Here is a 26,085-nt window from a genome sequence, read left to right as displayed (position 1 = left end):
ATGGAACATTTTGAGCCTTTGGAGCAAAATATACAATTGAATAAACAAACAAATTTAGAAATTGATTTGTTATTAGAGGCTATTTATCGATTATCAGGCTATGATTTTCGGCAATATAACCGTTCTTCCATTTCACGTCGAATTTTTAATAGGATGAGAATAAATAGCATTCCAACTATTTCTCGCGTTCAGGAAAAGGTCATTCATGATCAGGCGTTTTTAGAGCAGCTATTAAACGATTTTTCAATCAATGTCACAGAAATGTTCCGCAACCCAAGCTTTTTTAAGGCATTCCGTGAAAAAGTGATTCCAACCTTACGTGAATACCAGGAAATCCGTATTTGGCATGCTGGCTGTGCAACTGGTGAGGAAGTATACTCTATGGCCATTTTGCTTCAGGAGGAAGGGCTCATAGACAAGGCTGTCATTTATGCAACAGATATGAATGAGCAGGTATTAGAAAAGGCTAAAAAGGGGATTTTTCCTATTCATAAAATGCAGGCATATACGAAAAATTATATGCTTGCAGGGGGAGCCCATGCTTTTTCGGAATACTATAAGACGGATTATCAATATGCTTATTTCCATTCAACATTATTGAAAAATATTATTTTTGCTCAGCATAACCTAGTGACAGATCAATCATTTAACGAATTCCATGTTATCTTATGTAGAAATGTCCTTATTTATTTTTCGCCGCAGCTGCAAAGTCAGGTCCATCGTTTGTTTTATGAAAGCCTAAGCGACAAAGGGTTTTTATGTTTAGGCGATAAGGAAACATTGCGCTTTGAAGAGGTTATTTCGAATTATAGGGAATTTATTGGTAACGAAAGAATTTACCAGAAAATAGATTAAAAGAAAGAGGCTACCGAGTGATGGAGGTAGCCTCTTTTCTTTTATTTATACTGTAGCACTTGCTTGAATCATTAATACACACATATCATCAGGTTGATTGTCTTGTTTGTCTTTAGGCAATAGGTTGTCGATCAGAGGTTGGGTATACTTCCATTTAGAAGATGTTAGCGTTTGCAAATGCTTTTCTGATTCTATTTCACAAGGTCCCATTGCCTCTAATACTCCATCTGTAAACATAACAATTTGTAGATCTTTTTCATATTGAATATATTGTTTTTTAACTTTAATTTCATCGAAAAAGCCGACTGCGCAACTACCTTGATTTAATGGGATACATGTTTCTTCATCAACTAAGGCGTATCCTGCAGGATGACCAGCGTTTATATATTCGACTGTTTTTTGTTTCGTATCAATTACTAAATAAATCGCTGTGAAATAATAAAGATTTTCATCCTTGCCATCCTGTAAGAGGGCCATATAACGATTCAGTTCTTTAATAACAAGTTCAGGGTCGTTTAATTGTTTAACGGCCTCCCTCAAAACCGAGGAGATAAACATACAAACTAGCGCTGCAGATATACCATGGCCCATCATGTCCAATAAAATAATAGCATAACGATGATCGTCTATTTTATGCCAATAATACATATCACCAGCCAAGTTAGAGGATGGTAAGTAAGAGACTTCTAGACGAATATCTTTTTCATTTAAAGGTGGACTAAGCAGGCTTCTTTGTACATGAGTGGCTAAATCCAATTCATATTGGATTTTCTTTTCATGTTGTGTGTGCCAATCTAATTCAGCTTTTAAACGTAGGGCAACTCGGATTCTAGCAAGCAATTCGGTTTTATTAATCGGTTTTGTAATATAATCTACGCCCCCGATATCTAATGCTTCTGCGAGTTTGTTTTTATCCTCAAGGGCTGTAACAAAGATAATTTGAATATCTCTTAATCTTTCAATTTGCTTAATACGTTTGCAGGCCTCTATACCATCTACTTCAGGCATCATAATGTCCAATAAAATTAAATCAACTGAGCTTCCGGTTGGATTTGGTTCATTTAATTGTAAATAATCAAATAGCTCATTAGCAGATGAAAGAGAAACACAGTGTTCATAACCTGCATTTTTCAGTATTTTTTCAATGACAAATAAATTGACTTGATTGTCATCTACTAGAAGAATGGTCATAGTTATTTCCCCTTACTCTAATTGAATTGTGCAGATTATTATTCGTGTATATAAATTATTTCCAACTTTATTATTATACAAAACATTAGAGGAGAAAGGTATTTTAGCGATTTGAGATTAGCTTTCAATCATATATTTACAATTTATCACTTTTAGAGATTGGTATTTTAGCTTTTCTAAATCCTTGATATATATCAAATGCATTGGCTAAAACAGCAATAATCATACTGGCAAGCAGGATCTTATCTATGACAGATGAGACATTTTCTTTGTTAGTTTCTACGATTGCTGCAATGTACGGAATGGAGGCACTATGGATAAAATCCTGATGAACAGCAATGAGAATAAATACAATAGTTCCCACACTTTGAAGTAATGCATTGATGATAGCAATCGTCATGGTCCATTGCCCAGTACGCCATTTTAAAAAGGTTAAGGCAAGACTAAGAATTATACAGAGCATGACGATGAGGGCATAGGATTGTAAAAGATTTTGATTCAAAATAGGCATAACAAATTTTAAACTACCATTTCCATTTGTTGTATAAATACCTAAAAGACGATTGGCGTTCCAATAAACAAAGGTAAAAATAATAGCCCCTACAAAGCTAAAAATTGTATCACTTAAAGTGATGATTTTTTCCTTAGGAACGGTTTTAATTTTTAAACTTTCGGGTGTCCATTCCTTGGTGTCATTCAAGAAAGGCAACAATTGAATTTTACTCGGATCAGAGCGTTCTAGGACGATGAAAAAAACGGTGATCCAGAACAATACATGAAATGATACAGAAATAATGGTAACAATCGTCATAGCAAATGTTGAAATGATAGTGGAGAGCATGGCCTCTTCTCCAGAATAGAGAAAAATTCTCTCAATCACTTGAACAATGACCGTTATAAAAATAGCCCAAGGGAAAACGAGTTTAATGGTTCTAGTGTATGGATCAAACACGTTTGGACCAATTAAAAAACGAGGCGTATCCTGGTAGCTAGCTGCAACTTTTGCAGGGCTTCCAAGCTCTTTTAGCACTTTCATGATATCTGCTTCTGAATAGGGTTCTGGCAACATATCTTCAATAGTAGCTTTAAGCTCAAGCTTTATGTTTTCACGTCTATTTTTATGTAGTCTTTTAGATACTTCTTCAATATACGCATCAATTAAAGTCATTTCCTTATTCCTCCTTTAATCATTTACATTGTTCACATGTGCAGTGGTAATATATGTTATTATGGGTGGAAAATGAATATGAACGACATGTCATACTTTGAAAATGGAGGGGAATTAATGAGAGTGGTAGAGAGGTTAGTAAAAGAGCAAGACTTTTTAACTTTTGCGAGTATCGTTGTAGGAGCCTACCCTGGAATAGTGAACGGAGCTCAGACAACAAAAGAGCAGTTGAAAAATCTTTTTATGGAAAATCAGAATCATGATGAATCCCTAAATTATTTTGGGCTTTGGGAAGAAGGCAACATAATTGGCGGCATGCGATTGCATGATTTTCAAATGAACCTTTTCTCTAAAATGATACCAATTGGTGGAGTAGGGCTTGTGGCAGTTGACTTGTTACATAAAAAGGAAAAGGTTGCGAAGGAGCTAATCCATCAATTCTTTAACTTTTTTTTAGCAAAGGGTATTCACTTTGTCGCTTTATATCCGTTTAGGCCAGATTTTTATAAGAAAATGGGGTTTGGCTATGGACCGAAAATGTACCAATATTTAGTAGAGCCCTTAAGCTTTCCTAAAGGTCAAACGAAGGAGCACCTTAAATATTTGTCAGTGGAAAATCAGCAACAGCTAACAGATTGTTATAACAGGGTAGCGTCTCAACAGCATGGGATGCTTCTCAAAACAAAGTCAGAGCTTTCTTCTATTTTTAAAAACGACGAAAACTATGTGATTGCGATGGAAAAGGACGATAGCGTGCAAGGCTATATCGTTTTTTCATTTAAAAAGCAAAGTGAGAGTAATTTTATGTTGAATAATTTAGTTATTAAGGAATGGGTATATGAGACACCACAGGCTTTGTTAGAGCTTAGTACGTTTTTAAACAGTCAGGCAGATCAAGTAAACCGCATTGAGTGGAATACACAAGAAGACAATGTACATTTCTTTTTAGGTGATGTCAGAAATGGTTCAAATCATTTAATTCCAAGTGTTTACCATGAAAATGCTGTGTCAGGAGTTGGACTGATGTACCGCATTATTAATGTGAAAGGTTTTTTTGAAGAATTAACGACACACCATTTTAATGGTGTAACACTGACATTTAAATTAACAGTTACGGACTCATTACTTGCTGAAAATAATCAGCAACTCATTATCCAGGCTGTTGAAGGTACAATTAACATGAATGAAAGTGGTCCCTATGATGTAGAAATAATTGTAGATGTGGCTGAGCTTTCCTCACTGGTAATGGGAGTCATAACGGTCCAAGAACTGTATATGCTTCAGCGAATAAAGATCAGTCATGAGCAATATTTACAGGCATTACAGAAATTTTTCTTTGTGTTTGAAAAACCAAAATGTATGACGGCATTTTAGAATGTTGGTGCTAGGTTAATGCTCTTTTTTCATAAAAAGAGATGATCGTGTCGGTCTTTCAAGCGGTGTGATATTAATAATAAAGTAACTAATGATGAGTATGAGAATAATGACTGAATAAATTAATGTATTCAGTGGATGATCGTGTTCAACGATAATTAATCGAATCATTGCCGTGATACCTATATATATAAAGTATCGTAGCGGAAAATGATAATCTTCTTTAAAATATTTAATAATCATCGTGATGAACTCAAAGTACAGAAAGAATATAAGGATGTTAGCAAGGAATAGCTTATAATCGCCACCTTCCTTAGTGAAGAGTAATATTTTAAGAAATTCTATTAGCTCCTTAAAGAGTAAAAACGCTAGAATGAGTGCTAATAGTACAAGGCAAACATTTAAAAAGAGTTGCAATGACTTAGGTACAGCTTTAATGAGCTGTATGTAGGGTGAATTTTTTTGATTCATATAACTCCTCCAATCAGTTGAATGGTAAGCATAAACACATTTATCATATGGCAAAATACGAAAGTATTATGATATGAATATAACAATATGTCGTAAATCTTTCTTTTAGTATTTGTAAAGTTTTGGTATATTTTTGCGAAAGAAAGTTTTCAAAATAATTTAGTGGTATGCTAAAATAGATGTGCATGAATATAAAATTAAAAAGGGGTTTTGAAGATGGCAAAATCTGCAAAAACGGATGCTAAAATTACACCAGAGCGTTTAGAAGAAGCGTTAGTTGTTCGTGATCGTCTTATTATCGAACTACTTGTACAAGTTCTTGATGAGAAGCTAGTAATTGAGCGCCCAGTATTACGTGAGCGTGTAGGAAACCTTGTTGATCTTTCTAGCTATGATGCAGAACTAAAGGAAACAATCCACGCAGTTATTAACAAACTATAAGGAAAAGAAGAATGCTATGACCTATTCGTAGCATTCTTTTTTATAGGCTGTTACATGTCACGTAAAGCGTTCTACTAATTCATACATGCGCTCTGCCTCTGTATGGAGCTCCTGTGAGGAGTGCATGATAGACGTAACGGCTGACTTTTGCTCATCAATGGATGCATTAATTTGTTCGGTTGCTGCAGCAGATTCTGTGGCTACGCTTGCTATTTCGTTGATAGCATGAATAACGACTACCCGGTTTTGTGCCATTTCGTTCATACCCTCATTAAGAGAAACAAGGTGCTCTGTTATGTCCTGAATGGAGTCGGCTAGGAAAGTAAAAGCTCCTTTTACTTCTGTAATCGACTGTGCCTGACTTTGTGAAAGCTGAAGGGTGTTTATCATTTTTGTATCTGAATTGACCGTATCGATCTCGATGCGCTGTAATAGATTTCTGACACGATTAGTCGCTTCATTTGTATCCTCTGATAAATTTCGTACTTCTTCGGCAACTACAGCAAACCCTTTACCTTGATCACCTGCACGAGCTGCTTCAATACTTGCATTTAGCGCTAATAAATTAGTTTGCTCTGAAATGGAAGTAATCGTTTGTACTACTTGATGAATTTCTTTCATCTGGCTTGTTAAACTTGAAAAATTAGTTCTTAACTCTTCGATTACTTGCGTGAATTCATGAGAATTTTGCAGTAATAATTCAACTTTTTGTCTACCATTTTCTTGTGATTGATTAATAGTATTCATATTTTCGGTAATTTCACTGTATTGACTTGTAGCATTAGAAATCAGTGTTGATAATGTTTCCACTTTACTAATGGCCAATTCAGCCTCCTCTGCCTGCACAACAGCTCCTTTAGAAATGTCATTGATAGCTTGGTGGATTTCATCAGCAGAGGCGGTAGTTTCCTCCGTAATCGCACTTAGCATTTCTGAAGAAACTCTCATTTGGGATGCACTATTCTTTGTATTGTTGACCATCTCATGTAAGCTTCTTTTCATATTATTGACATTATTCGCTAGTGTGCCAAGCTCATCCTTTGTCGTAACGGGGATGTCCTCCCCTGTTAGCTGACCTTTAGCAATATCTGATGTAATCACCATAATTTTTCGTATGTAGGCAGTCATCTGTCCAGTGAAGAACCAAAAAAGCATGACACCGATGATAGTAGCTAGGATGGTTGTACCAAGTGTGTAATATAAAACATTTTTAGTACCAGCATTAAAATCCATTTCATATGTACCAGCCGCGATAATCCACCCCCAATGCTTGTCCATTTCCACATAAGTAATTTTAGGAGCAACTATATCAGGATTGGAGGGTAGTGCCCAGTCATACCGCACATATCCGCCACCTGCTTGTGCAGTTTCAATCATTTCCCTCACAAAATAACGACCATCACTTGTTTGTAAGTCGGAGATATCTTGACCTTCGAGAGAGGGATGAGTTTCAACCAACCCATTGTCCTTAAAGGCATAGAAATAAAAATTATCACCGTATTTTACAGGGTTATCGATAGATCGCTTATGATCTTCAATTTTATTACCAACAATCTGTGTTCTAGCACTTTCTTGTGCTTCTTCTATCGTTAATTTCCCATTTCGAACTTGTTCATCCAATTGTGCAATTAATTCAAGTATGCCAAGTGTACCATTCTTAAGACTTTGTCTACCTACCTGATCCATCTCGCTTTTTGCTACAAAATAATTAACTGTTCCAACGAGTGCTGTAGATATGAGAATAACAATAATGGCTAGAGCGACTAACTTATTACGTACTGATTTAATCATAGAAAAGACCTCCGTTCCCTCAAAGTAATGCAGTATAATGATAGTATAATACAAAATTTTCTAATAAAATAGAAAATTCTGATAATAAAGGAGGTATTTTATATTGCAGGCTGGGTGTCTGTAGAGGAATTGGGTGATGGAAAAATAGAAAACTCCCACTCCAGAATGTTCAGAAGTGGGAGTTGTAACTTATTAGTACACTTTATCTCCATTGAAGATAGAGTTTTTCACGATAACATAATCAACATTTCGAATAGCATCCAGCTTTGTGCCACCAGCATAAGAAATAGATGATTGTAAGTCTTGTTGCATTTCAATTAATGTATCTTTTATACTTCCTTTATGCTCAACAAACATTTTCTTTCCTTCGACGTTTTTACGTTCGCCTTTTTGGAATTCTGAAGCAGAGCCGAAGTATTCTTTTACCTTTTTACCCTCGACTTCGATTGTTTGACCAGGTGACTCTTCATGACCCGCGAATAAAGAACCGATCATCACCATTGAAGCGCCAAAACGTACAGACTTAGCGATATCGCCGTGTGTACGAATACCACCATCAGCAATGATTGGCTTTGTAGCAGCTTTTGCACACCAGCGAAGTGCAGCTAACTGCCAGCCACCTGTACCAAATCCTGTTTTAATTTTAGTAATACATACTTTACCTGGACCAATTCCAACCTTTGTCGCATCAGCCCCAGCGTTTTCAAGCTCACGAACAGCCTCTGGTGTTCCTACATTACCAGCAATAACAAAGCTATTTGGTAAGTGTTTTTTAATATGCTGAATCATACGAATAACAGCATTAGAATGGCCATGTGCAATATCGATTGTAATGAATTCAGGTACTAAATTTGTCGCTGCTAATTCTTCAATAAACGCGTATTCTTCTTCTTTTACACCAACGCTAATTGAAGCAATTAAACCACTGCCATGCATATCTTGGATGAAATTTACGCGTGCTTCTGGTTGGAAGCGGTGCATGATATAAAAGTAACCGTTTTCAGCAAGTTTCTTAGCAAGAGTTTCATCAATAATTGTTTGCATATTAGCAGGTACTACAGGAAGTTTAAAAGTATGCCCTCCTAAAGTAACGGAAGTATCACATTCTGAACGGCTTTCTACGATACATTTTGCGGGAATTAGTTGAATATCTTCATAGTCAAATACGTTATCCATTATATACACTCCTAAAATACGAATATTTTTAAAGATTTATTTTAAATTGTTCGCCATTTGGTAATTTACATGATTTTTAAGAAAAAGTCAAAGCTTTTGCTAAAATAAATGAAAAAATGGAAAACAAGGCTACAATTCTTATGTGATAGATGAAATCTTTATCATTTAGTTTGTGTTATGATTTATAATCCATGTACAATATAATTGTTTCAAAAAATGTTAAGGGAGTGTTGGAAATGGCGGTAGAGGTATATTTAATTTTTAACGGAAATTGTCGAGAAGCAGTAGCGTTTTACGAAGATGCTTTTAGTACGGACAAGGCTGAAATTATGACATTTGGGGATTCACCACAGAACCCTGATTATCCATTACCAGAGGAAGCAAAAGATCTTGTTATGCATACACGACTTTCCGTATTCGGTAGTAGAATTATGTTCTCAGATACATTTCCAGGCTCACCATTTACGGTTGGAAACAATGTTACATTAGCTGTTGTTTCTGATGATGAAGAGCAGATGCGAAAAGCATTTGATAAGCTTAAAGATGGTGGGAAAGTTGTTATGGAGCTTCAAGAAACTTTTTGGAGTAAATGTTACGGCTCCCTTACAGATAAATTTGGTGTAGAGTGGCAGTTTAGCCATGAGGTAATTGAATAATTAATACAATTAAAAGCACGGTGATAGATCACCGTGCTTTATATTTAGTAATGGAAACGATTGACATAGCCCTGTAATTCATCCGCCATATCGAGTAATGCTTTTGATGATGATGCGATTTCCTGCATGGATGATAATGTTTGTTCGGTTGAAGCAGCTACTTCTTCAGATGCTGCTGCATTGAGTTTAGCATGATCTGACAGTTCAATGGCTGTTGCCGAAACTTCTTCTACGACAGCAGACATTTCCTGAGCAGAAGCCGATATATCCTCCATTTTAGGAGCGATGTTACGTAAACTCTCAATAATACTTATAAACTTCTTTTTTGTGTCCTCAGACAGCTGCAAGCCTTGTTGGACATCTGCAGAAGCCTGCATCATTGTTTGAACAGATTTAGCTGTATCTTGTTGAATGCCTGTAATTAGTGAGGCAATTTGCTTCGCTGATTGATGAGATTGTTCTGCCAATTTACGTACTTCATCTGCCACAACTGCAAAGCCTTTGCCATTTTCGCCAGCTCGTGCTGCTTCAATAGCTGCATTCAAAGCAAGAAGATTTGTCTGATCTGAAATGTTACTAATAATTTCGATGATGGAGCCTATTTCTTTTGTACGATCGAATAGTGATTTAATCGTGCTATCAGACTGTGCTACAGATTCATGGATGGATACCATTTGATTCACCGCTTGCTCGACAGATTGCCCACCCTCCACTGCTAAATGGATAGCCTGGCTGGATAAATCAGATACTTGTAGTGCACTATCTGCTACCTCTACAACCCCTTTCGCAATTTCCTCAATGGAGATTGCATTTTGATCGATGCCCGTTGTTTGTTTTTCCGTACTCATAGCTACTTGCTGCATAGCCTCTGTCACTTGTTCAGAGGTAGCGATATTCTGCTCAGCATTTGCTGAAAGACCTTGTGCAGCAGTTTGAACATGCTGAGAGCTTTGATCAACATTGCGAATTAGCTTTTTTAAGTTTACTTTCATGGAGACAAATGCCTCACCAAGCTGTCCAATTTCATCCTTCGTATGAATATCAATATATTCCGTCAAATCTCCCTCACTAATTTTTAATGCGCTCTGCTGTAATCGTTTAATAGGGTTAACAATGGATTTAATCATAGCAAGCATAAAGATAATGCCAACAATAATGGAAGCTGCAATGATTAGTAAGGTGATAGTAAATGTTGCAGAGGCAGCATCTGTAGCCTCTACGGTAAACATTGTTCCGATAACCTTCCATCCTGTCAGTTCATTTGTCTCAAAGCGTAAATGACGGTTTTTTTCAATAATGATTCCTTCCTGTTGTTCATAAACCTTTGATATATATTTTTCTGTAGCTTCGGTTCCGCTTTCCTTATCCCTTTGTGCTACATATAGTTGACTACTATCCAGTATGGCCGCAAAGCCAGTTTCCCCAATACGTGTTTCATCTGTTAGTGCACTTAAAACAGAGATATTTAAATCTAAGGCAATGACACCTGAATCATCGGGAAGAGCTTGCATAACCGTCACTACAATGTTATTTGTAGATTTTGATAGATAAGGAGAAGTGATCGATGCATGTCCCTTGTTTTCCATAGCCTTCGTATACCAAGGTCGAACACGCGGATCATAATCACTAGCATACTCATGGACAGGTGCATCAAACATACTTCCATCTGCAGTACCTATATAAAGCAATTCTACCTCTGGATGTGTATGGATGTATTCTTGAAAAAGATTATTCAATTCATCACGATTCTCTGGCTGTAAATAAGATAGATTTAACTTTTTTGCAAAATATTCAATATCGTGTATTTTAGGTGCAATCAAATTTGTAATATTGGTATTAAGCATTCTGACACTTTCCGTAGCACTTGCTTCTTGCTCCTTTAAAATTTGACTTTTAGTACTTTTAAAGGAGGTATAGCCGATTAAAAGTGCAGGAATGAGAAGGATGACTAAAAAGGCAAAGATGAGTTTCTTTCTTAAACTAAGTTGTTTCATAGGTTATTCCCCCTTAAATATCATGATAAGTTTGTAGATAATGGACGAAGTCTAATAATCATTAATTAGTCTTTCCTGTTGTAATATGATTCTAAGAGGAAAAGGGAGAATAATCAACATAATTTTCTGAAAAATCTGGAAAATAAAGTTATGTTTTGGTGATATTTAAAGAAAAATGTCCTATTTTGTAGTTCTTTACAAAAGAAAAATCTGAGTTCCATGAAGTTCTGAACTCAGATTTTAAAATGAAGCACCTTAATAGTGAAAACGATTTACATGACCCTGTAGTTCATCCGCCATATCAAGTAACGTTTTAGCAGCGGAAGCTATGTCCTGCATGGAAGATAGGGTTTGTTCAGTTGAAGCCGCAACTTCCTCTGTAGAAGCTGCATTTAATTTAGCATGGTCTGATAGTTCAATGGCTGTTGCAGAAACTTCTTCCACGACTGCTGACATTTCTTGAGAGGAGGCTGAGATATCCTCCATCTTGGGTGCAATGTTTCGAAGACTTGCAATAATACTCGCAAACTTTTTATTCGTTTCCTCCGTTAGTTGTAAGCCATCTTGGACATCTGCAGAAGCTTTTACCATTGTTTGTACAGATTTAGCTGTATCTTGCTGAATAGTTGTAATGAGTGCAGAAATTTGTTCTGCTGAGTGATGTGATTGCTCTGCTAATTTTCGAACTTCATCAGCCACTACGGCAAAACCTTTTCCATGTTCTCCTGCTCTTGCTGCCTCTATAGCGGCGTTCAGGGCAAGTAAATTTGTTTGGTCTGAAATCGCACTAATCATTTCCAAAATGGAGCCAATTTCTTTTGTGCGATCATAAAGAGTTTTAATCATTGTATCGGATTGTGTAACAGACTCATGAATCGAGTTCATCTGCTTAACAGTTTGTTCTACCGCCTGACCGCCTTCCTCTGCCAATTGGATAGCGTGGCTAGAAAGATCAGATACCTGCATAGAGCTATCTGCAACTTCCACAACTCCTTTAGCAATTTCCTCCACTGACATAGCATTTTGGTCAATAGCAGTAGTCTGCTTCTCTGTACTGATAGCCATCTGCTGTACAGCGTCAGCAACCTGCTCAGAGGCAGCAATATTTTGCTCAGCATTAGCAGATAAATCTTGAGCTGATGTTTGGACATGCTGCGAGCTTTGGTCAACGTTGCGAATCAGTTTTTTTAAGCTCACCTTCATAGAGATAAAGGCTTCTCCAAGTTGTCCAATTTCATCCTTAGAATGAATGTCTATAAACTCAGTTAAATCACCTTCGCTAATTTTTAACGCGCTATGTTTCAGCTTATTTATTGGATTGACAACAGATTTAATCATCAAGAGCATGAAGATTACACCAACTAAAATGGAGACAACAATGATCATTAAGTTGATATTTAATGTGGAGGCAGCCGCCTTTGCGGCTTCTGCGGTAAACATTGTACCAATAACCTTCCAACCTGTAAGTTCATTAGTGACAAACTGTAAATGACGATCTCTTTCAATAATCGTCCCGCTTGGTTGTTCATAAACTTTTGCGATATAGTTTTCTGTTGCCTCAGTCCCACTTTCCTTCTCAGGCTGAGCAATATAGATTTTATTGTTATCTAAAAGAGAGGCGTAGCCCGTTTCACCGATGCGTATTTCATTGGTAATGTCACTTATTGTAGAAATATTTAAATCTATTCCTATTACCCCTGAACCATCCGGTAAAGCTTGAGTGATGGTAATGACAATGTCATCTGTAGATTTTGTAACATAAGGTGCCGTTATTGAGACTTGGCCATTATTTTCTAAAGCCTGCTTATACCAGGGTCTTGTACGAGGGTCAAAGTCTTCAGCATACACTTGAGCAGGCTCATCCAGTAGTCTGCCATCTGCAGTTCCCAAATAAATAAGCTCTACTTCAGGATGCATATTAACGTATTCCTGTAGCAGTGATTTAAGCTCAGGAATTTTATTTTCCTGCAAATAAGATTCATTGAACTTTTTTGAGAAATATTGTACATCTTTTAATTTTGGTTCAATCGTGTTCGTAATATTAGTATTAAGTATGCGTACGCTTTCAGTTGCACTAGCCTGCTGTTCTTCAGAAATTTGCTTTTCAGCGCTTTGGTACGACACTATTCCAATTAAGAGTGTTGGAATGAGAAGCATTGCTAAAAACGAAAATATAAGCTTTTTTCTTACACTTAGTTGTTTCACTTGTATTATCCTCACATAATATTTTTTATTCTATACTTTTCCCTATAAGGTAAATAATTCTCATTCTAACAGAAATAAAGTAAAAGGTAAGCCCTAATAGATATTATTATCAATTTTTAGAAATTTCGCTAAACAATTCGTTAGAAGCTATATAATGCCTTGTTTTGTTGTATACTAATGCATAAATGAGGAGGGAGTAAAGTCATGATTCATCAAATTGGACAAGTCATGTTATATGTTAACGACCAAGATGCTGCAGTTAAATTTTGGACAGAAAAAGTAGGATTTATTATTATAAATGAGCAGGAGGAGGCTGGAATGCGTTGGATTGAAATTGCACCAGCGAGGGAAGCTCAAACATCCTTTGTGCTACACAATAAAGAAATTATTGCTAAAATGCAGCCAGAATTAAATTTGGGAACACCCTCTATTATGTTTTACGCTGACCAAATTGAAGAGATGTACCAGGATTTTCAGGCAAAGGGCATTAAGGTGGGCGATTTAGTCATGATGCCGATGGGTAGAGTCTTTAATTTTGCGGATCCAGAAAACAATTACTTTGCATTAGTTGAAAAATAATAATAAATGAGGAAATCTGCTTATTTTTGTTGTGAATTAATTAAAAATAAGCAGATTCTTGTTTGGTTTCTTCTTATATAAATGTTAGTTAGTCCTCTATGCTAAATCTTCTCCGAAAATACTAACTGTTTGTCGATCTACTACAAATTCATGGCCATCCCATTTTAAAATATTTTCCACATACCCTAAGCCATCTGCATGGTACCTACCTGCAATCTCTTGATAAGCTAAAATTTCATATGTCCCATCCCGATCATAATCAACAGGATATAATCCGCTAATGGGGTCAACCCAACCCTCAATCGGTTGCTTTAATGTTCCATCCGGATGATAGATTTCTGCTAAATATTCAGGCCCTTTATAGTGTAGATCAATTATATATTTTTTTGCAGGTGTCTTACTTTGAACAATTGCCTTATAGTTGTTGGCATAATTGACAGTATAGTGGAGCTTATTATTAAATGATTCTGTGTCAAAAATGGAGTGTACTTGATTATTGGTAGAGGAGAATATTTCCCCGTTAATAATTCCTCCGCTACCTCCTGTATCAGAAATAACCAAAATATCTTCTATATGATTACCAGTAAAATCTCCTAGAAAAATGGTTGGGTTATAACCCACATTTTCTTTTAGCGGGATTTGTTCAATTCGCCCTGTTTGCCCATAAAAAATGGTTAAGGTTAGGTTTTCCCATAAAGGGCTACCAGTCTTTTGAGTCCCCATTAAAAAAATCGTTTCAAAGAAGCCATCCCCATTAATATCTCCAAATTTAGTTTGAATAACCTGTGGTGCTAAATGGGATGCGTAGCCTGCCCCTTGCGCAGAATTTATGTTATTAGTCATATATACACCTCTTTCATAGTCTTAGCATATGTTGTAAAAAAAGCTTGGTGCATAAAAATTCGAAGAGGTCTAAATCATATTAAACAGACAAAAAAACTTAAATTTAACCCATTGACATTTTTAAAGGTGAAAAGTAATATAAATGTCAACGTATCAGAAAATTCAGTACCAGATGCTATCTCACTACAAATTTGTAGCGCGGGATTTTTTTTATTATTAATTCTTAGTAAATATATAAGATTTATATATATTGGGAAGAAGGAGATTTTTTGAAGAATTTATTTGTTAAAACGGAGCAACAACGATTTTGGTTAGATAAGTTAGAAGCCATCTCAAATCCTATTAAGGCTGAGGCAGCTGAGGTAGATGAACAATCTCGTTTCCCGTTCGAAGCGCATCGACTACTCAAGGAAATTGGTTATCCGCAGCTTACTTTACCGAAACAATATGGAGGAGAGGGCCTATCAGTCTATGACATGGTACTTGTACAAGAAACATTAGCAAGCTATGACGAGAATGCCTCGCTCTCCCTCGGATGGACATTAGGTGTTGTTGGCGAGATATATGATACTAAATTATGGAAAAAGGATGCATTAACGGCATTCGCGGAGGAAATAAAGAAAGGCGCCATGATTAATAGGGCTGTAAGTGAAGCAGCAACTGGGAGCCCAACACGTGGGGGAAAACCAGGAACAAATGCTGTTTCTATAAAAGACGGATGGCGCATAAATGGACGCAAAATTTTTACAACAGCTTCTCCAGTGTTAGATTATTTCCTCACTTCTGCTTGGATTGAAGAAAAGCAACAAATTGGTTTCTTCCTCATCCATAAAGATTCAATAGGATTAACGATTGAAGAGAATTGGGAAATGTCTGCAATGCGAGGCACTAGCAGCCATGATCTTGTATTAAAAGATGTCGTTGTGGCTAAAGAGCATTTAGTCGAATTACCAAGTCATCCTAGTGGCGGTAAGATAAATGGCTGGATATTACATATACCAGCCACATACCTAGGCATTGCACAAGCTGCCCGTGACTATGCTGTACATTTTGCCAATCATCATCAACCTAATAGCTTGAATGCTCCAATTAGTACATTACCGAATGTACAACAGCTTTTAGGGGACATAGAGTTGAAGCTTCATCAAGCACGCTTTGTTTTATATGGGGTAGCTGAGGCATACGATGATCCAGCAAGACGCGTCATTTTAACAAATGAAATGGCTGTTGCTAAACATACCGTAACGAATATCGCAATTGACATTGTTGATAAGGCGATGCGTGTAGTCGGGGCGAAAAGCTTACAATTGTCAAACCCGCTACAGCGCTATTATCGAAATGTACGTGCAGGGCTTCATAATCCGCCAATGGATGATATGACCATAATTAAATTAGCAACGGCTGCTATTGAACAGCAGAAATTAAATGACCATTAATAATAATGTGGATAATAAGGAGAAATGTTATATGAAGAAGAATAAGATATTACAATTTGCCATGATTGGATTAGCTTCTATCGCACTTTTAGCGGGCTGTAATTCTGGAGAATCAGCTGATAAGAATGCAGATGATGGTGGCAAAGTTCGTACAGTCAAAGTTGCCTACGATCAGGCCTCAAAGCCTATTAGTTATATAGATGATAATGGAAATCCAACAGGTTATGACGTAGAGGTAATGAAATTAGTAGATGAATTATTACCTGACTATAAATTTGAATATGTAGGAACGACAAGTGATGATTTATTAATTGGTGTAGAGCAAGGAAAATATCAAGTTGGGGTGAAAAACGCATTCTTTACACAGGAACGCACAGAGAAATTTATTTTCCCAAAGGAATTTTTGGGATTAAGTAGTGCAGGACTAGTATTACGTAAAGAAGATGAAGGGATAAAGACGTTAGCTGATTTTGCGAAAAAGGGCTATTCGTTGGCACCTATTGCAGCTAATAACGCGCAATACACAATTATTGATGAGTATAATACTGCCAACCCTGACAATAAAGTAAAACTTCAAGCTGGTGACGCATTTACGGTTGACGTTGTGCAGTGGGTAAATGAAGGGCGCGTCGATGGTGGCGTGATGATTGAGGGGCCTTTTAAACAGCAAGTACTTGCAGAAGATGGACCATATAATAACTTGAAAGATGAAGTAGTCTATAATGAGTTTTCTGTTATTAAAACGTGGCCTCTTTTCAATAAAAAAGAACAAGAATTTGCTGATGCCTACGATAAAGCCATCGCTCAAATTAAAGAACAGAAGAAAACAAACGAATTGAGCACGAAATTCTATGGCCGTGATTTATTTGAAGTGTTGGAATCTGTTAATCGTTAATTTAATGCATATTGACCATTATTAAGGCTGTTGAGGCTGGCACGCTCAGCAGTCTTTATTCATAAAACAAAAGTTGGTGAGGAAATGGATAAATACTTTGACGCGACCTATATTTGGAGCGCGATCCCCGTCTTATTACCGTTTTTAAAAATCACGTTTTTAGTTGCAGGGTCCTCTATTGTCTTAGGCACAATATTTGGCTTATTACTAGCAGCCGCTAAGCTCTCTTCTGTTAAGCTATTACGAAAATTAGCGAACCTGTATACAACAATTATGCGATGTACACCATCCATTGTTTTATTATTCCTTGTTTATTATGGTGTACCAGCATTAGCTGAAAACTTTGGTCTCAATCTCCATTCCATTGAAACGGCTATTTTCGTGGTAGTAACATTCACATTACAATTTGCAGCAATTATGTCAGAGGTGATGCGATCGGCTTATTTAGCCATTCCAAAAGGGCAGTTTGAAGCAGCTGTTAGTGTAGGGTTAACACCTATACAAGCTTACCGAAGAATCATTTTCCCACAGGCGCTTGTCGTTGCATTACCGAACTTTGGAAATGGCATGATTGCTTTATTACAGGAAGGTGCCTTGGCCTATACAATCGGATTAATTGATATTGTGGGGAAGGCCAATTTAATTATAGCTAGTAATATTAATGCTCATGCCTTAGAGATTTATATTGCCTTGGCTATTATTTATTGGGTACTATCTATTATTATTGAAAAAATATTTTCTATATTAGAAAAGTTATTTGGTAGGGGTAAAAAGACCTTAGAAACAACGTAAGGAGGCGTAACCATGAATTATCAATTTTTATTTGAAACATTTTTTGTTGCATTATCAGGTGTTCCCATCGCACTCCTTGTCACAGTTGTAGCTTTGCTCATTGCTCTGCCACTAGGATTTTTGCTGGCGTTAACAAGGATAAATAAAATTCCAGTTATACATCATATAGCAAAAATTTATGTATCTTTTGTGAGAGGAACACCTATTATTATACAAATTTTTATTATTTATAGTAGTATTCCGCTTATGCTAAAAGTTATTTTTGAAAAATATCATATTACGTATGATATATATAAAATCAATCCAATCTGGTATGCATTTATCGTGTTCGCATTTAGTTCAACAGCCATATTAATAGAAGTATTTCGTTCTGCGTTAAGTACCATTGAAAAGGGACAACTGGAGGCAGCATATTCAATAGGTTTGACAACATTCCAAGCGTATACCCGAATCATTATTCCTCAAGCATTAGTTGTTGCGCTACCGAATATATGTACAGCGACAGTCAATTTGATTAAAGCAACTTCCTTAGGGTACGCAATGTCTTTACCTGAAATCACACTGAAGGCAAAGGTTGCTGCAAATGTCGGCTACAATTACGTGGAAGCCTATCTTGATATCTTTATTGTGTATTTAATTTTATGTAGCACCGTCGAATACTTGTTCAAGCGATATGAAAAATATTTAAGCAAATATAAAGCGGCAAATGCCTAAGGGGTGAATGAGGATGTTAGAAATTAAAAATATTCATAAATCATTTGGTGAAAATGAAATTCTAAAGGGTGTAGATTTAGCTATTGATCAAGGTGATGTAGTCGTTATTCTAGGTCCTAGTGGCTCAGGAAAAACAACATTATTACGTTGTATCAATTTTTTAGAGAAAGCAGATCAAGGACATGCGACATTTGGAGACATTGAAGTGGATTTTCAACATGTAAAGAAAAAAGACGTACATGCAATTCGCCAGCGTGTAGCATTTGTTTTCCAAAATTATAATCTTTTCACGAATAAAACAGCATTAGAAAATGTCACAGAGGGACTAATTATTGGACGGAAAGTTCCTAAGGCAGAGGCAGTAGAAATTGGCAAAAAGGCTCTTGATAAAGTAGGCTTATCTGAAAAATATGACGCATATCCAAGTCAGTTATCCGGAGGTCAGCAACAACGGGTAGGGATTGCGCGGGCGGTAGCGTTGAATCCGGATATTATTTTATTCGATGAACCAACGTCTGCACTTGACCCTGAATTAGTCGGTGAGGTCCTACAGGTCATGAAAAATATTGCAGCTGAGGGGACAACAATGCTTGTGGTGACACATGAAATGGGTTTTGCAAAAGATGTAGCAAATCGTGTGATTTTCATGGACGGAGGCGTTGTCGTAGAGGAAGGTAGCCCTCATGATATTTTTGTTAGCCCGAAAGAGGAACGGACGAAGAGATTTTTAAAACGTGTCATTCCAGAAGACTATACGTTCTATATATAACGAGGATAATTTCCATTCAGACTCAGCTCCAATGTATGCTCAAAGAGATGGTTGAGAGCGGGAGATATAGACCTGAATGGAAATCCCTTCGTTTATTCAGCAATAATGAAACACCTTTCTATGATTGAAGGAAGTACGTTAATTTGTTAATAGAATAAATGTGCAGCTCATGCATAGCTCTTGTGCAGGCTGTATAGAAATAATTACGCTCTGTTTCACGTGAATAGTTGGCGGCGGATGCATTATAGATAAGAACTGCATCAAATTCAATCCCCTTTGCCATATAGGCAGGGAGTAATAATATCCCTTTTTTAAATTGCTTAGTATTGTGAGTAATGAGTTGAATATCAACGTGATTGCTTAATTGTTCAAAAACCGCAGAACATTCCGCTGCGGTTTTACAAATAACAGCAATTGTTTCAAATTTATGAGCTAGCGTGTTAATGCTCTGGATAATCTGTTGGTTTAACTCCAATTCATTTGGCAAAATTGTAATCGTAGGTTCTAGCCCATTTCGGTTAAAGGCCTCTACTTCACTACCATCATTTAAAATTTTAGCCGTGAGCCGAATGATTTGCTTTGTCGAACGATAGCTTTTTGTTAAAATCATCTTTTCTGCATGCTCACCATATAATTGAGGGTCGAGCAGAGAAGGATTATCAAAAGTATGCGGATGAATGGTTTGATGTCCATCGCCTAAAATGGTCATACGAGCTTTAGGGAATAACTGCTGTAAGACAGTTAGTTGGAATGGTGAATAATCTTGGGCTTCATCAATTAATACATGGCGAATGGTCGTATTTGTCTGCTGTCCTTCAATTTTATCCTGTAAATATAAAAATGGAGCTGCATCTTCATAAGAAATCCATCGTTTTGCTAAATTAGGAAGAGTGTTTTGGCAGATGTCCTCCCAATTGTCTGGCACAAGCCGCTGAAATTCTTGATAGAGAGTATTAGACATATCAAAGAGTTGACGATAGGTACCTAATATATGGACGAATCTTAATTGATTGACAGAGTTTCGTAATGGTTTAAAATGCTTTTTTACAATTTGTCTCGCTAATTTTTTGCGTTCATGATCAAAATCATCAAATGAGTTTTCTGTATAGCGTCCCTCATATAAGAGCTCACTGTAAGACTTGGAGTAGTCTTCCTTTTCTAATAGCTCAGTAGCTTCTTCTACCCAATCCTTCATACGTTCAGTTCTTTCAATTTTGGTTAATTGCTGTAATAACCATTCCTTCACTAATTGTAGGCGATTTGGTATCGACATGGAGGATGGGAAAGAATAAAAGTATTCCGTAATTTCCTGTGCAGTAATAATTCGTTCCCCACGAAAAACAATATTTTTAAATAATAAGCCTTTGTTTGACAAATAGCTTACATATTGGTCGATCAATTGTTTGTAAGTCAGGCTGGCTTTAAAAGATATACTATTTAATTTTGTTAAATATTGTGCCTCATCTTTTTCTGTTAAAAGATCTTCCAGTTGCTCATAAGGATATTCTAATTGGAATTGACGACCTAAACGCTTTTCAGCATACTCAATAAATGTTAGTTGTTGCATATTATCTTCACCTAAATCAGGTAACACAGTGTGAACATATTGATTAAAAAGCTGATTAGGTGTAATCAGTAGAATTTGATCTGCCGTCATTTCATTACGATATCGGTATAATAAATAAGCAACCCGTTGGAGAGCAACGGCCGTTTTACCACTTCCTGCAACACCCTCTACTATGAGGTAACGTGAGTGGATATGGCGAATAATTTTATTTTGTTCGGCTTGAATAGTTGCAACGATACTGCGAATATGCTCGTTTGCATTTTGTGCAAGGATATCAAGCAATAAGTCATCACCAATGGTAAGACCTGTATTAAACATCGATTGTAGCTGTCCGTTTTTAATAATAAATTGCCGTTTAAGTAGCATCTCTCCGTGAATGTTTTCCGTCGTAGTTTCGTAGGAAGCCTCACCAGGTGTGCAATCATAATACATACTAGAAATGGGTGCACGCCAGTCATAAATGATGATGTTTTCATCTAGCTCATCCAAAAGTGTGGCAACACCTATATAAATTTTTAGAGGTTCAGAATGCTCGCTTTGTAAAAAATCAATTCGTGCAAAATAGGGTGACTGCTGTAAACGTTCATAAACCTTCGCATTTCGAATCGCCCTTTGCTGTGCAAGTTCTGAATCTGAAAGAAGCTCTACTTGTTGCTTAATGGCAAAAAAGGTTTCATCAACATCCTCAGCAGTATCTAAATTGACTCTGACATCGTTCCAGAAAGTTTTTTTGATGGAGACAGCATTTTCTTTAAACCCTTTTTCTTTAAGCAGTAATTCCTTCATTTTGTCATCAATGATAGTTAAACAATGCTCAAGGTGCTGCTTTTCTTCAATCCATTCATTTTGATTTTCCAACGTTTACTCACATTCCTTTCCATAGTTTTTATTTTCGTTCGGCATGAACCCTTACCTATATAGATGGTGGGATGTAGGTAATTGTGATTCCTTTTCAATGGTTGAACACTGATTCTTTGAATAAATAGAAAATTCTTCCAATGTAATTATCTCAAGGAGATTTGGTATGGTGATTGAATCAGGAAATTTATCATACATCTACTTCAGTAAGAAGTATAGTCTAGTAATTTTTGTAAATTTGTGATACAATAATGGTATAAGTTGATAAAATATTGATATGCATAGACTGCTCTACGAAAAGGTGGAGCAGTCTTTTTTATATGTAGAAAAGTCCCCAATTATTCCTCCTTTTAAAGAAATGATTATTAATTATGTTTCCTATTCATCAAAATATATTTATTTGAATTATCAAAATATATTGACATTTTGTATTCTATTTTTTATTCTTGTGTATAAAGTTTCCGTTATTCGGAACGTGTTTCCGTTAAACGGAAAATGATGGGTGTATAAACCCTTGCTTAATTGCTACGTTGTCTATGTCTCGGTTCAAAGAATAATAAATAGTAGGGGGAGACAGTTATGGTAAACCTGCATCAAGAAAAAAAAGAAGATGAACCACGTATAAAGGGAATTAATGCATTTGTATTAATGTTTATTATTATTTTGGTTATGTCGTTATTGACCTATATTTTACCGGCAGGACAGTATGAAAGAGTTGAGAGTAATGGGAGAATGGTTGTTGATCCTGAGTCCTTTCAATATATAAGCTCAAATCCCGTTGGTTTTCTAGAAATATTTAATAGTGTGCATTTGGGGATGCTTGAAGGGGCTCCTATTATTTTGTTCGTCTTTTTATTTGGTGGAGCTTTAGGGATCATGCAAAAAACTGGTGCTATTGATTCGTTTATTAAAGTAATGGCTTCTAAGTTTGGGAAGAAAGAGTACGTATTAATCCCTATTCTCGTATTAATATTTGCAAGTTTAGGAACATTAATTGGCTCTGCGGAGGATACGCTTGTATATATAGCCATTATTATCCCTTTAACGATGGCGCTAGGGATGGATGCGATGACAGGTTTTGCGATTGTCATGCTCGGTACACTAGCAACAGGCTTTACATCGGGCATTACAAACCCTTTTAACATTGGTGTTGCTCAAACGATTGCCGAGCTTCCGATGTATTCAGGGATGTCCTATCGAATAGTCGTGTTTGTTGTATTTTATATGTTGACAGTCCTTTTTATATATAAACATGCAAAAAAAGTAAAAGTTGATCCATCCCAAGGGATTTATGGCAAGTTTAATCCGGAGGAAAGTATAAAAATAGATTTGGACTTTAAGATAAGTACACGACATTTACTAGCATTATTCGTACTACTAGGTAATTTTGTTGCACTAATTGTAGGGGTAATAAAATTCCAATGGTATATAAGTGAAATTGGCGGAATTTTTCTACTAAGCAGTATTATTATGTCTATTATATGTAAGATTGGACCGAATAAAATGGCTGAAGGATTTATTACTGGCGCCCGAGATATGGTAGAAGGGGCTTTAATCATCGGATTTGCCCAAACCATTTTAGTGATTACGACGAATGGAGGGTTAATTGATACTATTCTGCATTTTGTTTCTAATGCAGTAAGTGTTCTACCAGCTTCTATAAATGCAGTAGGGATGTTTTTACTTCAGCTCTGCTTGAATTTCTTAGTGCCTTCTGGAAGTGGACAAGCGGCGTTAACAATGCCAATCATGACACCTTTAGCAGACTTAATTGGTGTAACTAGGCAGACAGCTGTACTGGCTTTCCAATTTGGTGATGGTATTTCCAATATGGTTATTCCAACGAGTGGGGTTTTATTAGCAGGATTAGCAATAGCGGGTATCCCATTTTCAAAATGGGTCAGATGGGTATTTCCTTATTTCCTTATACAGACAAGCTTAGCAATTATCTTATTAGTTATTGCACATCTCATAAACTATGGACCATTTTAATCATATAAATTATATAGTAGGAGTGATTAGATTGATAGAAGCAGTGGATTTAAAACAACAAGTAATTAAATGGCGTCGTCATTTGCATATGTATCCAGAATTATCACATCAGGAGCATGGGACAGCCCAATATATTTATAATCAACTAGTAACGTTTCCACATTTAGAGGTGAAGCGTTTAACAGAGACGAGTGTCTGTGCATTTTTAAAGGGTACGAAAAAGGATAATAAGGGGCATACCATTTTACTACGAGCTGATATTGATGCATTGCCGATTGAAGAAGAAACGGATTTATTTTTTAAATCAACCAATCCGGGAGTCATGCATGCGTGTGGCCATGATGCCCATCCAGCGATGCTCCTTGGTGCAGCAAAAGCATTGGCTGAGCGTGGGACTGATTTTTGTGGAGAAATTCGTTTTGTTTTTCAGCATGCTGAAGAGGTGACGCCTGGAGGAGCTGCTCAACTAGTAGCCCTAGGAATTGTAGAACATGTCGATTATGCCTTTGCACTACATGTGAGCCCTGATTATGAGGTAGGACAATTTGCTATGAAAGACGGTAAATTTACTGCAGCAGCAGATGATTTTGAAATTAAAATCTACGGTAGGGGTGGCCATGCTTCTACACCTGAGGTCGCTATAGATCCTTTACTTATTGGTTCTGAAATAGTTGTAGCTCTGCAAACCATTGTGTCACGTAAAGTACCGAGTACACATGCGCCTGTTTTAACGGTGGCAAAATTTCATTGTGGAACGGCATTAAATATTATTGCAGATACAGCAGAGCTAGGTGGAACGATTCGTTCACTAGATCCTACGATTCGTGTAGATGCGCGAAAACATTTAGAAAAGATCGCTACAAGTATCGCTTCTATGCATGGTGCAAAGGTTGAAATTACATGGGAGCTAGGGTGTCCCTCTGTAACAAATGATACAGAATTAACAGCATTATCCCGCCGTATAGCTGGAGAAATAGTTGGAGATACAGGTGTGAAGGAATTATCTGGACCAATGTTTGGAACAGAGGATTTCGCCGATTTTTCAGAAGTTGTTCCTTCATCGATGCAATTTATAGGGGTACATAACGTAGAGTTTGGAGATGCGTACCCATTACACCATCCTCGTTTTAAAATTGATGAAGAAGCTCTTATGTATGGTGTTCGTTACTTTGAAAATATTGCACGAACACTATGTCCATAAAGGGAAAAGTAAGCTAAAAATAATTTGTTTAAAAGGCATGAGTGCGGTATAGTACATGACTCATGCCTTTTAAAATGCTTATAAGGATGTATTGAAAAGCACTAAAGGATTGTTTATCTTATACGATATAGAAACTTGAAGGGAGGTGAAAAAGAGATGAAGGTAATTTTCACAGTTGGATTACCTGGAAGTGGAAAAAGCACATTTGTGAAGCAGCTAGCAAAAAAAGAAAATGCCGTTGTCCTTTCGAGTGATGCTATACGTCAGGAGCTATTTGGTGACGCAACAAAACAGAAATCACGTCAGGTTTTTCGTACACTATATGAGCGTCTTAATGACCTTGTGGCAAAGGGTTATACGGTCATTGTAGATGCTACCAATATTGAACGGGAACGGAGGATATTTGCACTACGTAAATTGCCAACCTCGGTTAGGAAGGAATGCTATTATTTTGACACCCCCTACTCCATATGTGTAGCTAGAAACCAACAACGAAAGAGAAATGTACCGTTAGTGGTGATGGAGAAAATAAGCAAGCATTTAGAATTTCCGACGGTGGGAGAAGGATTTGATGAAGTGCATATCGTACATGAATCAAGCCCCTATGCAATTTCCCGACAACAATTTATTTCGCTTATTCAACGTGAGCCCAATTATGAGGAGCTTTTTCAAACACTTCGAGTAATTCCACTTTTTAAAGAGATTTATCAATTCAATCAAGAAAATCCACATCACCAATTTCTATTATGTCAGCATACTTATTTTGTCTTTTCCTATATCAATGAATACTATTCGGAAAGTGATAAGCTGGCATTACAAATAGCAGCATTATTCCATGATGTTGGTAAACCATTTTGTAAAAAATATAAGCCGCTGCAACAACGATATGGCTATTATGGTCATGAAAACGTATCAGCACAAATCGTTTGTCATTTTTTATTAGAATTGGGCTTTGAAGTGGATTTTGTATTAAAGGTCGTCTATTTAGTTCAATTTCATATGCTAATCCAGTATGGTGGCGATAGAGGGGGAAGTGAAATATATCATTTATTAGATGGGGATTTATTAACAAGGCTTTACTTTTTCCGTGAGGCTGACCAGTTTGCGAAATAAACAA

The 26,085-nt window shown here is 36.6% G+C and carries 22 protein-coding genes; 13 read left to right on the top strand and 9 right to left on the bottom strand.

Features of this window, described 5'->3' with window-relative positions; genetic code table 11:
- Positions 1-855 (top strand): CheR family methyltransferase, encoded by an 855-nt coding sequence (locus ACE1MS_RS22360; RefSeq protein ID WP_012296145.1) that lies wholly within the window; start codon positions 1-3, stop codon positions 853-855.
- Positions 856-900: 45 nt separating this feature from the next.
- Here ACE1MS_RS22360 and ACE1MS_RS22355 read toward each other — a convergent pair whose 3' ends face one another.
- Together ACE1MS_RS22355 and ACE1MS_RS22350 are read right to left on the bottom strand one after the other, a co-directional pair.
- Positions 901-2,046: a SpoIIE family protein phosphatase gene (locus ACE1MS_RS22355; protein WP_197148767.1), complete on the bottom strand. Its 1,146-nt coding sequence runs from the start codon at positions 2,044-2,046 to the stop codon at positions 901-903.
- A gap of 136 nt (positions 2,047-2,182) precedes the next feature.
- Complete coding sequence (locus ACE1MS_RS22350) at positions 2,183-3,214, bottom strand: HAAS signaling domain-containing protein (protein WP_012296143.1); 1,032 nt, start codon at positions 3,212-3,214, stop codon at positions 2,183-2,185.
- Positions 3,215-3,292: 78 nt separating this feature from the next.
- Here ACE1MS_RS22350 and ACE1MS_RS22345 point away from each other — a divergent pair, with 78 nt between their 5' ends.
- On the top strand, positions 3,293-4,588 hold the full coding sequence (locus tag ACE1MS_RS22345) for a GNAT family N-acetyltransferase (RefSeq protein WP_447402625.1): 1,296 nt from the start codon (positions 3,293-3,295) through the stop codon (positions 4,586-4,588).
- A gap of 15 nt (positions 4,589-4,603) precedes the next feature.
- Here ACE1MS_RS22345 and psiE read toward each other — a convergent pair whose 3' ends face one another.
- Positions 4,604-5,059 (bottom strand): phosphate-starvation-inducible protein PsiE, encoded by a 456-nt coding sequence (gene psiE, locus ACE1MS_RS22340; RefSeq protein WP_031416766.1) that lies wholly within the window; start codon positions 5,057-5,059, stop codon positions 4,604-4,606.
- A 216-nt stretch (positions 5,060-5,275) separates the two neighbouring features.
- On the opposite strand from psiE, the gene ACE1MS_RS22335 reads away from it, so the two are divergent.
- Positions 5,276-5,500, top strand: coding sequence for a hypothetical protein (locus tag ACE1MS_RS22335; protein ID WP_008177853.1), 225 nt, complete (start codon positions 5,276-5,278; stop codon positions 5,498-5,500).
- Between the two features lie 57 nt (positions 5,501-5,557).
- Here the strand turns inward: ACE1MS_RS22335 and ACE1MS_RS22330 are convergent, their stop codons facing one another.
- The gene (locus ACE1MS_RS22330) at positions 5,558-7,291 is read right to left on the bottom strand and encodes a cache domain-containing protein (RefSeq protein WP_447402624.1); all 1,734 of its coding nucleotides are present in this window, start codon (positions 7,289-7,291) and stop codon (positions 5,558-5,560) included.
- 192 nt (positions 7,292-7,483) lie between these two features.
- Positions 7,484-8,467 carry a GMP reductase gene (gene guaC, locus ACE1MS_RS22325; protein WP_012296139.1) on the bottom strand — a complete coding sequence of 328 codons (984 nt, stop codon included), beginning with the start codon at positions 8,465-8,467 and terminating at the stop codon, positions 7,484-7,486.
- A 236-nt stretch (positions 8,468-8,703) separates the two neighbouring features.
- On the opposite strand from guaC, the gene ACE1MS_RS22320 reads away from it, so the two are divergent.
- Positions 8,704-9,123 (top strand): VOC family protein, encoded by a 420-nt coding sequence (locus tag ACE1MS_RS22320; RefSeq protein ID WP_031416763.1) that lies wholly within the window; start codon positions 8,704-8,706, stop codon positions 9,121-9,123.
- Between the two features lie 44 nt (positions 9,124-9,167).
- Here ACE1MS_RS22320 and ACE1MS_RS22315 read toward each other — a convergent pair whose 3' ends face one another.
- The gene (locus tag ACE1MS_RS22315; RefSeq protein ID WP_447402623.1) at positions 9,168-11,117 is read right to left on the bottom strand and encodes a methyl-accepting chemotaxis protein; all 1,950 of its coding nucleotides are present in this window, start codon (positions 11,115-11,117) and stop codon (positions 9,168-9,170) included.
- 255 nt (positions 11,118-11,372) lie between these two features.
- Positions 11,373-13,322, bottom strand: coding sequence for a methyl-accepting chemotaxis protein (locus ACE1MS_RS22310; RefSeq protein ID WP_036165103.1), 1,950 nt, complete (start codon positions 13,320-13,322; stop codon positions 11,373-11,375).
- 204 nt (positions 13,323-13,526) lie between these two features.
- Here ACE1MS_RS22310 and ACE1MS_RS22305 point away from each other — a divergent pair, with 204 nt between their 5' ends.
- Positions 13,527-13,901: a VOC family protein gene (locus tag ACE1MS_RS22305; RefSeq protein ID WP_012296135.1), complete on the top strand. Its 375-nt coding sequence runs from the start codon at positions 13,527-13,529 to the stop codon at positions 13,899-13,901.
- A gap of 96 nt (positions 13,902-13,997) precedes the next feature.
- Here the strand turns inward: ACE1MS_RS22305 and ACE1MS_RS22300 are convergent, their stop codons facing one another.
- A complete protein-coding gene (locus tag ACE1MS_RS22300) occupies positions 13,998-14,744 on the bottom strand; it encodes a hypothetical protein (RefSeq protein WP_099805444.1) in 747 nt (248 codons plus the stop codon).
- 269 nt (positions 14,745-15,013) lie between these two features.
- Between ACE1MS_RS22300 and ACE1MS_RS22295 the strand changes: the two genes are divergently transcribed.
- The 5 genes from ACE1MS_RS22295 (at position 15,014) to ACE1MS_RS22275 (ending at position 19,350) form a co-directional block, all read left to right on the top strand.
- Positions 15,014-16,180, top strand: a complete 1,167-nt coding sequence (locus tag ACE1MS_RS22295) for an acyl-CoA dehydrogenase family protein (RefSeq protein ID WP_197223665.1) — start codon at positions 15,014-15,016, stop codon at positions 16,178-16,180.
- A gap of 31 nt (positions 16,181-16,211) precedes the next feature.
- The gene (locus tag ACE1MS_RS22290) at positions 16,212-17,075 is read left to right on the top strand and encodes a transporter substrate-binding domain-containing protein (protein WP_012296132.1); all 864 of its coding nucleotides are present in this window, start codon (positions 16,212-16,214) and stop codon (positions 17,073-17,075) included.
- 84 nt (positions 17,076-17,159) lie between these two features.
- Positions 17,160-17,867: an amino acid ABC transporter permease gene (locus ACE1MS_RS22285; protein ID WP_036165095.1), complete on the top strand. Its 708-nt coding sequence runs from the start codon at positions 17,160-17,162 to the stop codon at positions 17,865-17,867.
- 12 nt (positions 17,868-17,879) lie between these two features.
- A complete protein-coding gene (locus ACE1MS_RS22280; RefSeq protein WP_012296130.1) occupies positions 17,880-18,581 on the top strand; it encodes an amino acid ABC transporter permease in 702 nt (233 codons plus the stop codon).
- A gap of 13 nt (positions 18,582-18,594) precedes the next feature.
- Entirely contained in the window at positions 18,595-19,350 is a 756-nt protein-coding gene (locus tag ACE1MS_RS22275; RefSeq protein ID WP_012296129.1) for an amino acid ABC transporter ATP-binding protein, read from the top strand.
- 118 nt (positions 19,351-19,468) lie between these two features.
- Here the strand turns inward: ACE1MS_RS22275 and helD are convergent, their stop codons facing one another.
- Positions 19,469-21,775: an RNA polymerase recycling motor HelD gene (helD, locus tag ACE1MS_RS22270; RefSeq protein ID WP_200990766.1), complete on the bottom strand. Its 2,307-nt coding sequence runs from the start codon at positions 21,773-21,775 to the stop codon at positions 19,469-19,471.
- Between the two features lie 579 nt (positions 21,776-22,354).
- Between helD and ACE1MS_RS22265 the strand changes: the two genes are divergently transcribed.
- From ACE1MS_RS22265 to ACE1MS_RS22255, 3 genes are all read left to right on the top strand, one after another.
- Entirely contained in the window at positions 22,355-23,767 is a 1,413-nt protein-coding gene (locus ACE1MS_RS22265) for a YfcC family protein (RefSeq protein ID WP_012296126.1), read from the top strand.
- Between the two features lie 31 nt (positions 23,768-23,798).
- Positions 23,799-24,968, top strand: a complete 1,170-nt coding sequence (locus tag ACE1MS_RS22260) for a M20 metallopeptidase family protein (RefSeq protein ID WP_332292052.1) — start codon at positions 23,799-23,801, stop codon at positions 24,966-24,968.
- Between the two features lie 156 nt (positions 24,969-25,124).
- The gene (locus tag ACE1MS_RS22255; RefSeq protein WP_197223666.1) at positions 25,125-26,081 is read left to right on the top strand and encodes an AAA family ATPase; all 957 of its coding nucleotides are present in this window, start codon (positions 25,125-25,127) and stop codon (positions 26,079-26,081) included.
- The last annotated feature ends 4 nt before the right edge of the window (positions 26,082-26,085 follow it).

Source organism: Lysinibacillus sp. fkY74-1 (assembly GCF_053165895.1).
This window is presented reverse-complemented; position numbering and strand designations above follow the sequence as displayed.